Origin of the sequence: Roseburia sp. MSJ-14, assembly GCF_018918225.1 — a bacterium.
Classification (GTDB): Bacteria; Bacillota; Clostridia; order Lachnospirales; family Lachnospiraceae; genus Petralouisia.
Genome location: NZ_JAHLQD010000022.1, coordinates 1 through 12,615, shown reverse-complemented (window position 1 = coordinate 12,615; position 12,615 = coordinate 1). Strand labels below are relative to the sequence as shown.

General features: G+C 54.0%; 10 protein-coding genes. 7 read left to right on the top strand and 3 right to left on the bottom strand.

Translation table 11 applies throughout. The features are described 5' to 3' along the window. On the top strand, positions 1-344 hold a 344-nt coding region (locus KQI83_RS09080; RefSeq protein WP_216556843.1), incomplete at its 5' end, for a dockerin type I domain-containing protein. A 537-nt stretch (positions 345-881) separates the two neighbouring features. Here KQI83_RS09080 and KQI83_RS09075 read toward each other — a convergent pair. Further along, positions 882-3,416, bottom strand: a complete 2,535-nt coding sequence (locus KQI83_RS09075) for a heavy metal translocating P-type ATPase (protein WP_216556841.1) — start codon at positions 3,414-3,416, stop codon at positions 882-884. 301 nt (positions 3,417-3,717) lie between these two features. Continuing rightward, positions 3,718-4,017: a metal-sensing transcriptional repressor gene (locus tag KQI83_RS09070; protein WP_201428596.1), complete on the bottom strand. Its 300-nt coding sequence runs from the start codon at positions 4,015-4,017 to the stop codon at positions 3,718-3,720. Positions 4,018-4,348: 331 nt separating this feature from the next. Here KQI83_RS09070 and KQI83_RS09065 point away from each other — a divergent pair, with 331 nt between their 5' ends. From KQI83_RS09065 to pckA, 3 genes are all read left to right on the top strand, one after another. After that, positions 4,349-4,822, top strand: a complete 474-nt coding sequence (locus KQI83_RS09065; protein WP_330622343.1) for an RNA polymerase sigma factor — start codon at positions 4,349-4,351, stop codon at positions 4,820-4,822. Further along, positions 4,819-5,625, top strand: coding sequence for a hypothetical protein (locus KQI83_RS09060; protein WP_201428594.1), 807 nt, complete (start codon positions 4,819-4,821; stop codon positions 5,623-5,625). The genes KQI83_RS09065 and KQI83_RS09060 overlap by 4 nt, the downstream gene beginning before the upstream one ends. 297 nt (positions 5,626-5,922) lie before the next feature. Further along, a complete protein-coding gene (gene pckA / locus KQI83_RS09055) occupies positions 5,923-7,530 on the top strand; it encodes a phosphoenolpyruvate carboxykinase (ATP) (RefSeq protein ID WP_207752206.1) in 1,608 nt (535 codons plus the stop codon). Positions 7,531-7,847: 317 nt separating this feature from the next. Here the strand turns inward: pckA and KQI83_RS09050 are convergent, their stop codons facing one another. Beyond that, the gene (locus KQI83_RS09050; RefSeq protein ID WP_216556839.1) at positions 7,848-9,347 is read right to left on the bottom strand and encodes an alpha/beta hydrolase-fold protein; all 1,500 of its coding nucleotides are present in this window, start codon (positions 9,345-9,347) and stop codon (positions 7,848-7,850) included. A gap of 262 nt (positions 9,348-9,609) precedes the next feature. Between KQI83_RS09050 and KQI83_RS09045 the strand changes: the two genes are divergently transcribed. Genes KQI83_RS09045 through KQI83_RS09035 form a run of 3 tightly spaced genes read left to right on the top strand, consistent with a single transcriptional unit; the run spans position 9,610 to position 12,485 of the window. Next, a complete protein-coding gene (locus KQI83_RS09045; RefSeq protein ID WP_201428592.1) occupies positions 9,610-10,734 on the top strand; it encodes a hypothetical protein in 1,125 nt (374 codons plus the stop codon). A gap of 35 nt (positions 10,735-10,769) precedes the next feature. After that, positions 10,770-11,507, top strand: a complete 738-nt coding sequence (locus KQI83_RS09040; protein WP_216556837.1) for a PP2C family protein-serine/threonine phosphatase — start codon at positions 10,770-10,772, stop codon at positions 11,505-11,507. A gap of 36 nt (positions 11,508-11,543) precedes the next feature. Beyond that, positions 11,544-12,485, top strand: a complete 942-nt coding sequence (locus KQI83_RS09035; protein WP_201428590.1) for a hypothetical protein — start codon at positions 11,544-11,546, stop codon at positions 12,483-12,485. The last annotated feature ends 130 nt before the right edge of the window (positions 12,486-12,615 follow it).

Genomic DNA, 12,615 nt, shown 5'->3' with positions numbered 1-12,615 from the left:
GTATAAGAGACAGCTACGGGGTCTATGACGTCAAGAACGATACCTTTGTCGACGCACAGTCAGCGGCACGCGGCGGTTATGCCGACTTTGTCAAGGTGTTTGACGAGCTCGGCGGCGGCAGGCTGATCGGCGACCTCGACGGCGATAACGAGCTTTCTGTCATCGACGTGACCATCATTCAGCGTTGTGATGTGAATATACGGGAATATCCCGCCGATGACGAGATCAAGGCGGACGACGGCTTGTGGAGATATTCCGTCAAGTATTACTCCGACTTCGACCGTGACGGCGAGCGCACGATCCTCGACGCGACCCGCTTGCAGCGGTATCTGATCAGCGGATAATCAGTCATCGCAAAACTCAACAAAACATACACAAAGAAAGAACGCGGCCGGATAAAACCGACTGCGTTCTTTTTGTCAGAATCATTTAATATGAGTAGCTATTTTCCAAGGCTCCTTTTGGTAAAAGGAGCTGTCCCCAAATGGGGACTGAGGAATTGTACTAATTGACCGACCGAAGGGAGAAACCCTCATTTTACCTCAGTTCTAATCACCAACGTAAATGAATGCGACTCGCTTCGCTCAAACAATTGATACAATTCATCCGCCTCCATTCGGAGGCACCTTCCTTTCCCAAAGGAAGGCTTTGGATAGGCTCTCTACAACAACGCAGTCGGATCAAACCGCCTGCGTTCTTTTTGTCAGAAACATTTAATATGAGTAGTCGCTTTCCAAGGCTCCTTTTGGTAAAAGGAGCTGTCCCCAAATGGGGACTGAGGAATTGTACTAATTGACCGACCGAAGGGAGATACATTTATTCTTCATTCTTCAGTTTTCAGCCTTCAGTATTCAGTCGTTGAACGCCTCCGCGGCGCACCCTTATTCCTCAATTCCCTTCGGTGTGTAGCCTGCGTCGGTGATCGCCGCCGCCGCTTTGTCGTAGTCGATCGGCTCGGTGGAGATGATCTCGACCTTGTTTGCTTCGTGAGAGGCGGTGACGCTCTCGACATTCAGGTTCTTTTCGATGGCTTCTTTTACGTGCTTTTCGCACATCGGGCACATCATGCCCTCGACATTGATCACGGTTTTCATGGTTTTGGGTTCTCCTTTACTGTTGGTATTTTCATCAGCCGCGGGCAGTGCCACAGCCGTTTTATGACTCTTTTTATGCTTGTGCGGATCGAACAGATTCAGCCGCAGGGCGTTGCTGACGACGCAAAAGCTGCTCAGGCTCATTGCCGCCGCGCCGAACATCGGATTCAGCGCGATGCCGAAGATCGGGATCCATAACCCCGCCGCCAGCGGGATGCCGATGATGTTGTAGATGAACGCCCAGAACAGGTTTTGGTGGATGTTGCGCAGGGTTTGGCGCGACAGACGGATCGCGGCGGTCAGATCGGTCAGCTTAGAGCCGACCAGCACCACATCCGCCGAGTCGATCGCGATATCCGAGCCGGAGCCGATGGCGATTCCGGTGTCCGCGGCGGTCAGCGCGGGCGCGTCGTTGATGCCGTCGCCCGCCATCGCGGTCTTGCCGTACTGCTTGAGCTCATTGATGATGTCGCTCTTGCCCGAGGGCAATATGCTTGCGTATATTTTTTCGATTCCGACAGTGTTTGCGATCGCTGTGGCAGTTTTCTCATTGTCGCCTGTGATCAGGACCGTGCGGACGCCCAGCTCAGACAGCTCCCTGACCGCGGTCTTGCTGTCATCCTTGACGGCGTCAGCCGCCGCGATCACGCCAAGCAGCCTACCGCCCTTGGCGAACAGCATCGGCGTTTTGCCGTCGCCCGCCAACGTGCTTGCCAACGCGTTGGTTTTTCTTTCGCTGTCCTCACTGAATTTGATTTTGGAGCGGATAAAACGCGGCGCTCCCGCATAGACGGTCTCTCCGTTGATCTCACCCGACACCCCGTGCCCCGAAAGATTCCGGAAATCCTCACAGGGCAGAGCAGCGGTGTTTCTTTCCTCGGCGTATGCCGTGATCGCCTCCGCCAGCGGATGGGCGCTGAGTCTTTCAATGCTGTACGCGATCTGCAACAGCTCGGTTTCGGTCACATCGTCGGCGGGTACAAGGTCGGTGACCTCGGGCGCGCCCTTGGTGATGGTGCCGGTTTTGTCGAGCGCGACGATCTGCGTTTTGCCCGCGGTTTCCAGCGCCTCGGCGTTCTTGAACAGGATGCCCGCCTTTGCGCCCACGCCGTTTCCGACCATGATCGATACGGGCGTAGCCAAGCCTAAGGCGCAGGGGCAGGAGATCACGAGCACGGAGATCCCTCGCTCGAGCGCGTAGGAGAATTCTGCGCCGGTGATCAGCCAGATAACGAAGGTGATCAGCGCGATCCCGATGACGACCGGCACGAATACGCCGGACACCTTGTCGGCGATACGCGCGATCGGCGCTTTGGTGGCGGACGCCTCATAGACGGTGCGGATGATCTGACTCAGGGTCGTGTCCTCGCCCACGCGGGTGGCGCGGCATTTGAGATAACCGTTCTGGTTGATGGTCGCGGAGTATACCTGCGCGTCCAACGCCTTATCGACAGGGATGCTTTCGCCCGTCAGCATACTTTCGTCGAGCGTGCTCTCGCCCTCGATGACTACGCCGTCCACCGGCACGCTCATACCCGGGCGCAGGATGAAAATATCGCCGATGTTTACCGCTTCGATCGGAACCTCCACCTCTTTTCCGTCACGTTCCACGACGGCGGTTTTCGGGGATAAGTCCATCAGCGATTGCAGGGCGTCGGTGGTTTTGCCCTTGCTGTGTGCTTCTAAGATCTTGCCCAGCGTGATGAGCACGAGTATCATGGCGGCGGATTCAAAGTACAGCCCGTGCAGCAGGCTCATCCGCGCTTCACCCTCTGTTGCCGTCATCATGAACAGCTCGTAAACGCTCCAGATGAAGCTCGCCGCGGAGCCGAGGGATACCAGCGTGTCCATGTTCGGCGCGCGGTGGATCAGCCCTTTGAAGCCGCTGACAAAGAATCGCTTGTTGATGATCATCACCGCGGCGCTGAAGATCATCTGCGCCAGCGCGATCGCGATGGGGTTGCCCTCAAAAAACGGCGGCAGAGGAAAGTGCCACATCACGTGCCCCATCGAAAAATACATCAGTACGAGCAGCAGCACGAGCGAGATGATGAAGCGCTGAACAAGCGGTTTGACCTCGTTCGGCTTTTCTATTTTTATTTTGTTGTTTTGTTTTGTCGCGGCGTTTTGCGCCTTGGCGGTATAGCCTGCGTGTTCCACAGCGCCGATGATCTCGTCAGCGCTCGCGCTGCCCTCGACCACCATAGAGTTGGTCAGCAGACTCACCGAGCAGGAGGTCACGCCGTCGACCTTGCCGACAGCCTTTTCGACCCGCGCCGAACAAGCCGCGCAGCTCATCCCGCCTACATCATAGCGTTCCATATCAATTCTCCCTTTTTGCCTCCCTTTTCTAAGGGAGGTGGCCCCGGACACGCGTGTCAAGGGGCGGAGGGTTGTCGCGTATGGTAAGATGAAAGATAAACAGTCATCAAATATACGTTTTTCAACCCTCAGTCACCCTGACGCAAGCGTCAAGTGACAGCTTCCTCGCCGGAAACGGCTTCTTCTGCGAAGACAGCCGACCCTTTTGTCCGCTTTGCGGACATTTCCCCTAACAGGGGAATCTCCCCTTGTCCTTCGGACATTCCCCCAACGGGGGCACCTTAGGAAAGGGAGCCTTTTGTCATTTCATCAACTTCCCGATGATGTCCATCAGCTCGTCGATATCCGCTTCATCGTTTTTGATGTCGCGCACCACGCAGCCCTCGATATGGCGGCGCAGCAGCTCGCGGTTGAAGGCGGCAAAGGCGTTTTTCGCCGCGGCGCTCTGGGTGAGGATATCCACGCAGTAGGCGTCGTTCTCCACCAGATTGCGGATCCCGCGGATCTGCCCCTCGATGCGGGACAGGCGGTTGATCAGCTTTTTCTTTTCTTCCTCTGTTCTTTCGGTTTTTTTCTGTGATAAGCAGTGTTCACACGGCATAAAATACCCTCCGTTTTTTCGGTTTATCAAATGGTGTATTCATCAATATAAATTCGGAATCCGCAGGATTCCATAGGGCTCCCTTTGGTAAAGGGGGCTGTCGCCTGACATACGTGTCGGGCGACTGAGGGATTGTTCTAATGATCGACCAAAGGGAGAAACAATCATTCTTCATTCTTCAGTATCGTCATATACCCCCCTCGGGGTATCTCTGCGCTCATTATATACCCTATAGGGGTATTTGTCAACAAAATCTTTTTGTTAAAATATTTTCATAATGCACGAAAACGCCCGTTCAAAAACGTGTTATAGGTGAAAGGAGGTCAGCTTTATCAAACTCGGTACCGAAAAAGCAGAATTCTATATCCGGAGTTACTCCGATATGATCTATCGCATCGCGCTGAACAATCTGAAAAATCCCGCCGATGCGGAGGATATCCTTCAGGATGTCCTGACGGAGCTGATCACCAAATGCCCCACTGACAAAACCGACGAAGGGGTGAAATACTGGCTGATCCGCATCACCGTCAACAAGTGTAACGGCTTTCGGCGGCTGGTGTGGCAGACCCGCACCGAGGGTCTCGAAAACCATCTGACGCTTGAAGCTCCCGAGCAGGAGCTCGTGATGGAGGAGATTTTCGAACTGCCGAAGAAGCAGCGGAACATCATCTATCTGTACTACTATGAGAAATACACGATCTCAGAAATCGCCGAAATCCTGCGCATAAACCCCAACACCGTCAGCTCCGACCTGCGGCGTGCACGCAAAAAGCTCAAAACCATCCTTGAGGAGGAAAGAAAATGAAGAAAAGCCTGTATGAACAGACGATGGACAGCATCAAAGCACCCGAAAGGGTTGTGGATCATATGCTGTCCGCCGTCAGGGACAGTGAAAAAAAGGAGAAGATCATCCCTATGAAAAACAGAAAATCGAATCATATCAAGCGGAACGTTATCGCAGCGTCGCTTGCGCTCGCACTCTTATTCGGAGCGGTATTCGGCATCAGCGCCCTTTCCCCGAAAGAAAGCCCCTTTATCATTACCGTGAACGCCGCCGAAATATTCGACAGCGGCTATACTCCTGTCGGTACGCTGAACGGGGTTGGCGGAGATTTCCATGAGGAAAACGACGAGGTCACGATGACCTACAGCTTTGCTTTTAATATCAGGGTCGAGGGTGAGAAGGTTGACGACGTTCTCTACACGGTCAAAAACGGAAGTATCGGCGCACAGGGCGAGAATAAGAAAAGCCTGAACCAGTCCGAGGTCATCTCTGTGGAAGAGGACGAAAAGATGTTTACCCTTCTGGGATTTTCTGCCGACACCGCAGATACGACCCTCTCCAAGGAAACGCGGCAGGCGATCCGCGATTGGTTTGACCACGCGAGAGCAAAGCTGGAAATGCCTGCCTTGCAAGAGGATTACGACGACAGCAAATTCAGTATCGCAGATTGCTCAAGCACCCTCTATGCCGCGCTTTTGGAGCGTGTTTCGGTCGAAGCGAAAATCACCTATACCGACGGTACAGCCGAGACAAAAAAACTTGTCTTTGCCTGCGACAGCGTCACCGAGGACGGCGTTGCGACCATCAGCGCAAAGCTGGTATAATCCATATCTTTCGATCTGGTTGCCCCTGAGATCTCTCGGGGGCAGCTTTTTACACAAATCTGCGTATCTGTCCATATCTTTGACATGTTTCCTCGGATGTATACCCATCTGTATCATTATTATTCTCGCGGGTACTTGACTTTTGCCTTGAAATATAGGATAATTTATCCTGTAATATTATAGTGGGTAATTAGGGCGAGATTGCCACAGCCCCGACACGCGTGTCATACGCGTGTGATACGTGTGTCGATGGCTTCGCAACGACAGTCCATATTATCCGCAACAGGAGGTATACTTATGATCGATTTAACCAAGTATGGTATCAACGGCGTACAGGAGATCGTTTACAATCCCTCGTACGAACAGCTTTTCAAGGATGAGATGGATCCCGCGCTGACAGGCTTCGATAAGGGCCAGCTCACCGAGCTGGACACCGTCAACGTCATGACCGGTATCTACACCGGCAGATCGCCCAAAGACAAGTTCATCGTCATGGACGACACTTCCAGGGACACCGTTTGGTGGACGACTCCCGAATATCCCAACGATAACCATCCGGCTTCTCAGAAGGCTTGGGACGAGTGCAAGAAGCTCGCGCTCGAGGAACTCTCCGGCAAGAAGCTCTATGTCGTAGACTGCTTCTGCGGCGCGAACAAGGATACCCGCATGGCGATCCGCTTCATCATGGAGGTCGCTTGGCAGGCTCACTTTGTCAAGAACATGTTCATCCAGCCCACCGAGGAAGAGCTCAAGAGCTTTGAGCCCGATTTCATCAGCTACAACGCTTCCAAGGCGAAGGTCGAGAACTACAAGGAGCTGGGGCTCAACTCCGAGACCGCGGCGATCTTCAACGTCACCTCTCGTGAGCAGGTCATCCTGAACACCTGGTACGGCGGCGAGATGAAGAAGGGTATGTTCTCTATGATGAACTACTACCTGCCCCTGCAGGGCATCGCTTCCATGCACTGCTCCGCCAACACCGATATGGAGGGCAAGAACACCGCTATCTTCTTCGGTCTGTCCGGCACCGGCAAGACCACTCTGTCCACCGACCCCAAGCGTCTGCTGATCGGCGACGACGAGCACGGCTGGGATGACAACGGCGTCTTCAACTTTGAGGGCGGCTGCTACGCGAAGGTCATCGGTCTGGATAAAGAATCCGAGCCCGATATCTATAACGCCATCAAGCGCAATGCGCTGCTCGAGAACGTAACCGTCGATGAAAACGGCAAGATCGACTTCAACGACAAGAGCGTGACCGAGAACACCCGCGTCTCCTATCCGATCGAGCACATCGAGAAGATCGCGAAGAAGGTCAACGGCATTTCCGCCGGCCCCGAGGCTGAGAACGTCATCTTCCTGTCCGCTGACGCGTTCGGCGTACTGCCTCCCGTATCCATCCTGACTCCCGAGCAGTGCCAGTACTACTTCCTCTCCGGCTTTACCGCAAAGCTGGCGGGCACGGAGCGCGGCATCACCGAGCCGACTCCCACCTTCTCTGCTTGCTTCGGTCAGGCGTTCCTCGAGCTGCATCCGACCAAGTACGCTGAGGAGCTGGTCAAGCGCATGGAGAAGAGCGGCGCGAAGGCGTATCTGGTCAACACCGGCTGGAACGGCACCGGCAAGCGCATCACCATCAAGGACACCCGCGGCATCATCGACGCGATCCTCGGCGGCGACATCAAGAACGCTCCCACCAAGACCATCCCCTACTTCAACTTTGAGGTTCCGACCGAGCTGCCCGGCGTAGACACCGGCATCCTCGATCCCAGAGATACCTACGCCGATCCCAAGGAATGGGACGACAAGGCGAAGGATCTGGCGGAGCGCTTCATCAAGAACTTTGAGAAGTACACTACTAATGAAGCCGGTAAGGCGCTGGTAGCAGCAGGCCCGAAGGTCTGATTCAATTAGGAATGAGGAATTAGAAATTAGGAATTTCTGAAACTGAAAACCACATAAAAATGAGAGGTACCGACTTTTACGTCAGTACCTCTTTTGTTATTCGATGAAAGGATAGCTGCAATCAATTCGTCTTTTTACAGGCTCCCTTTGGTAAAGGGAGCTGTCCCCGAATGGGGACTGAGGGATTGAATAAATTGATCGACCGAAGGGAGAGATCTATTGAAAGAAAAGAGAGGTACTGACTTTTTCGTCAGCACCTCTTTGTTATTTGATGAATGGAAAGACGGGATCAATTCCTAATTCCTAATTCCTAATTATTACAGGTCCATCCCCCAACTGAGCATCTCCGGGAAGTACAGTGCCCAGAAGCCCTCGCTGTGAGTCGCGTCGGAATCTGTCTTGGTGATCATCTTATCGGCGGGATAGCCGTGCGCCGCCATCCAGCCCTCCATCGCCGTAGCGTTGGGGTATAATGCCTGCTCGAGCTGATCATTGGCGCTGTTGCCGCAGAAGAAGTAGATGCGCGGGGTGTTGCCCGAGAAGTCAAGGGTATCGAGATAGTTATCCCATACCGGTTGATTGTAGAGGATGAAGGCGGGGGAGAGAGCGCCGACATAGCGGAACTTGTCCATGTTCTCCATGCCGATGTAGAACGCCTCGATACCGCCGGAGGACGAGCCCGCGATGCCGCGGATGGAGTTGGTGTTGTAATTCTGCTCGACATAGGGGATGACGGTGTCGGTCACAAAGTCGGAGAATACCTTGCCGCCGCCGTTTTTGAAGGTGCTCATATCCTCACCTGCAACGGTCGCGACCTCGCCGAGGTCGGGGGTCAGCTCATGGTTGCGGCGTGCTTCGGTATTACCGCAGGCGATACCGACCACGATCACGCCGTCGCCGCCGTTCTGCATGAGGGAGAGAACGCTCTCATCACATTCCCACTCATAGCCCGACAGGGTGGTCGCCTGACCGAAGAGGTTCTGACCGTCGCACATATACAGCACGGAGTATTTCTTGCTCGTGTCGGCGGCGTTGTAACCCTCGGGCAGCCAGATATAGACATTCTTTTTGTAGCCGTCGGGATAGTCAAAGCTGACGGTCTTGATGGTTCCCTCATTGTTCTGACCATAGGGGTAAACGCCCGCAAGATATTTACTGCCGGACGCCTTTGCCTGAATGAAATAGCCGGAGCTTGCTTTGGTAACGGGCAGATCGGTCGTCTGGATCTGCGCGCCGTTGTTGAAGATCACACGGTCATACTGTGTGACGTCAACGTTCATGCCGTAGACCTTTTCGCCGTAGCTGTTGGTAACGGGATTTGTCATCGCCATGCCGGGCCATGCCTTTTGTATCGAGCCGGTTTCACTGTTGAAGAGATAGGCATAGACCGCCGACCAGTTCTTGTTATTGGTAAAGTGGATCGGAATATTGTTTTTCACTTTCGTCACCTCGTCGGGAGCTTCTGTGGGAGCCTGTGTCGGAGCCTCTGTCGGAGCGATGGTGGGCGCCTGCGTCGGCAGGAACTCGCCGGAAGGGAATTGGTTGATCACGCCGACCAGATAGCGCTGGATCATCGTCGCGTCAAGGATCGTCAGCTCGTCATCCGCGTCAACATCGCCGCGCATCCGCGCATCCTCATCGAACTGAATGACCCCCGCCAAGGCGCGCTGGATCGTCGTGACGTCGAGGATCGTGACGTCATCATCGCCGTCAGCGTCGCCGTACAGCTGTGCCGCCGCCGTGCTGACGGACACACCGAGGAAAACGCTGAGGGTCAATGCCGCGATCAGCAGAAGAGAGATAAGCCTTTTTTTCATAATAACACCTTCTTCGGAAATACTGTATATACTGTTCGTTTCTATTATAAACGTTTTATGAACGTTATTTCAATAGTTTGTGAAAATATTCTCGGCATATTGACAAAGAAATACTTATTTTGCTATAATAGCAATATATATGTATAATAGGGTCAGTATGAGAAATTCAATCGTGCGGATCGTCAACAAGAAAAAATCGCGTTAAACCCGCGATTATCGACGACCGTGACCGTTTTTCCCGGCAGGAAAAGAGGGGATATATTTGGCAGATAACGAAAAGAATAACCCGTATTTTGAAAGAGAAGAATTCGATGTGGTAGATGAACGCGACGCGGAAAACGCCCGATTGACGGATGATACCGTTGTGAAGGACGATGTGGATATAGATGATTTGAAGTATGAGTATCCGGAGGATGATTATGCCGATTTCGAGGCATTCGACGTCAGCGAGCCGCGTGCTCCCATCAAGGAGATGGACGCCATCGAAGAGGCGCTGGCGATCCGTCGCCGCGACTGGATCAAGACGCATCTGAGCTATATCTATGCCGCGGTCGGCGTGGTCATCGTCGGGCTGATCGTGTTCGGCATCTATATGTATTCCTCGAGCACCAACCCGATGAGCCGTTTTATCGGCGCTTTGTCCAAGGATTTCTCCACCTCGTTTCATTATGAGATCGAGGTGACAGAGGACGACAAGCCGATGATGAGCCATACGGGCGATATCGCTGTCGATCGCTCCAAGCATTCGGTCAAATCTCTGTATGAATCGGATTATAACAGCTACACTTATACCGGAGCGGTCTATGCGTATGACAAGAGCGCGGCAAAGGGCAGTTATTACAACAACAAATGGAACATCCGTGAATGTACCGATAGTGTACAGGACTTTTTTGATTTTGATAAGGCATTCCGTTCCGGCGGATTTGACGCGGGCGCCTTCCTGCGCTTTACGGGACTGACGTCGGATTATTCTGCCCGTGAGTTGAACAGCGCTGTCGGCGTGCTGAGAAAGCGCCTTTCGACCAACAGCTCGATCGCGACGATCAAAACCGAAAAGGCAGAGGACGGCACGCGTTACCTTTATGATATCAACATCTATGAGTTGTTCTCGATGATCAAGAATGAAGGCGCTTCGATCTTTTACCGCGCCACGGATTATGATAAATTCGTCGCGCTGTTTGAGGCAAACAAGACGATCCTGGAGAACACGAAATGTACCGCCTCGTTCGTAGTAGACCCCGCGGGATATATGTCTTCCTTTGAGATGACCGTCACGACCGAGGGAAGTTCCTACGGGCTCAAATGTAAGATGAGCGATTTCGCGAACGCCGAGGTTGCGATTCCCGACACATTTTTCGCAGCGGCTCAGCTGACCCCGGCAGAATGATCTGCGATCCGACTTCGATCAAAGAGGTGAGTACCGTGCATAAGAACAGGGTGGAATACGCCGTTGTGTGTTCCATGGGAAAAATCAGAAAAAATAATGAAGACAATTTCTACTGTGCCGGTCACATCCGTGACGACGTCAACTCCGTTTTAGACGTCGCGTTCAGCGGTAAGGTCGACGCCGACGCCAACGAGCTTTTTGCGGTATTTGACGGCATGGGCGGCGAGGCGTGCGGCGAGATCGCGTCCTATGTCGCCGCGGCGGAGTCACTGGTGTTTACCCGCTCAAAGGACGCGTATCAAGAATACTTAAAGCCGCTTGCCGCACGGATCAACAACGCGATCTGTCAGGAGACCGAGGCGCGTTCGCTGGTGCTGATGGGTACCACCGCCGCGATGCTGCAGGTCCACGGCGAAGATATCTATATCCTCAACTCGGGCGACAGCCGTATCTACCGCCTTTCGGGGCATGAGCTGGAGCAGTTGTCGACGGAGCATGTCGCGCTCAGCGGCAGCTCCAAGGCGATCACGCAGTTTTTCGGTATGCCGGAAGGATATGAGGCAGCGCCCTATGCCGCGCGCGGAAAATTCAAGCCCGGCGATATGTATCTGCTGTGCTCCGACGGCGTGACCGATATGCTGACCGACGATGAGATCTGTCGGATCATCGACGACAGGATGGATCTCGATGTGCTCGCCCGCGCGCTCACCGACGCGGCGCTTGACCGCGGCGGTATGGATAATATCACGGCGCTGCTTTTGCGCATGACATAAAAAACAGAAACATTACCAAAAAAGACAGGGATCAATATGGAGTATAAAAACAACAAAACATCGAATCGCAGGAGATATAAATCCCGCTATCACAGCCCGCATAATTACAAAACCAAGCGCGGCGGGTCATCCAACCGCGCGTCGATTTTGATCGGCGTCGCGACCTTCCTCATCTTAGCGTCGCTGGTACTGGTCTTCACCTTCGGCGACAAGATCTATTCCTTCCTCGACACGACCTTCCATCCGTCGGCGCTTCCGCTGTCCGAATCCGAGACGATGGGCGTTGTTCTCGCGACCGAGGAGGCGGCGCCTCCCGCGGTGGTGAGCGTCCCCGAGGAGACCGAGGCAGCACCGCAGCCGACGCAGGCTGTCGGCGACCAGGGCGATGATATCAACCGCCTGCTCACCGCGGCAAACCTCAAGGCGGAAGATCTCAAGGGCACACAGGCAATCTTCGTCGAAAGTCAGGGAACCTCCGCTAAGGTGTATTTCTATGAGAAAGCGGCTGACGGCCAGTGGACCCGCCAGTTCGATATCTTAGACGGCTTTGTCGGCACGGGCGGCACTTCGGATAACGTAGGCCCCGCCGACGATACCACCCCCAAGGGCACCTTTAACATCGAGTACGCGATGGGCACGAACATGAACCCCGGCACCAAATTGGATTATTACCAGATCCAGTACGGGATGAACTGGGTCACCGACCCCGCGTCCGTCAACTACAATCGTTTGGTCGACGCGTCCTCGCCGGTGGATTACACCTCCTGCCAGCAGCTGTACGAGTATACCAAGTCCTATCCTTACGCGGTTGTATTCGATTATAACCGCGATCCCGTGGACACCACCAAGGGCTGCGCGCGTTTCCTGCACGTTGCCTCCGAGCCGACCTACGGCGGCGTGGGCATCTCCGAAAACGCGCTGGGTATCATCCTCGGCTGGCTCGATCCCGCGGCGACCCCCACGATCACCATCTTTTGATGAATCGCCTAAAGGCTCCCTTTGGGAAAGGAGATTCCCCTACTAGGGGAAATGTCCGCAACGCGGACAAAAGGGTCTGCTGCCTCCGCTAGGAGGGCTCAAACCGATAAAAAACTGAGGGATTGCATCA

What these genes read in the sequence shown, in the direction of transcription:
- KQI83_RS09075 (WP_216556841.1), bottom strand. Translation starts at nt 3,416, where the DNA reads ATGGAACGCTATGATGTAGGCGGGATGAGCTGCGCGGCTTGTTCGGCG.
- KQI83_RS09070 (WP_201428596.1), bottom strand. Translation starts at nt 4,017, where the DNA reads ATGCCGTGTGAACACTGCTTATCACAGAAAAAAACCGAAAGAACAGAG.
- KQI83_RS09060 (WP_201428594.1), top strand. Translation starts at nt 4,819, where the DNA reads ATGAAGAAAAGCCTGTATGAACAGACGATGGACAGCATCAAAGCACCC.
- pckA (WP_207752206.1), top strand. Translation starts at nt 5,923, where the DNA reads ATGATCGATTTAACCAAGTATGGTATCAACGGCGTACAGGAGATCGTT.
- KQI83_RS09050 (WP_216556839.1), bottom strand. Translation starts at nt 9,347, where the DNA reads ATGAAAAAAAGGCTTATCTCTCTTCTGCTGATCGCGGCATTGACCCTC.
- KQI83_RS09035 (WP_201428590.1), top strand. Translation starts at nt 11,544, where the DNA reads ATGGAGTATAAAAACAACAAAACATCGAATCGCAGGAGATATAAATCC.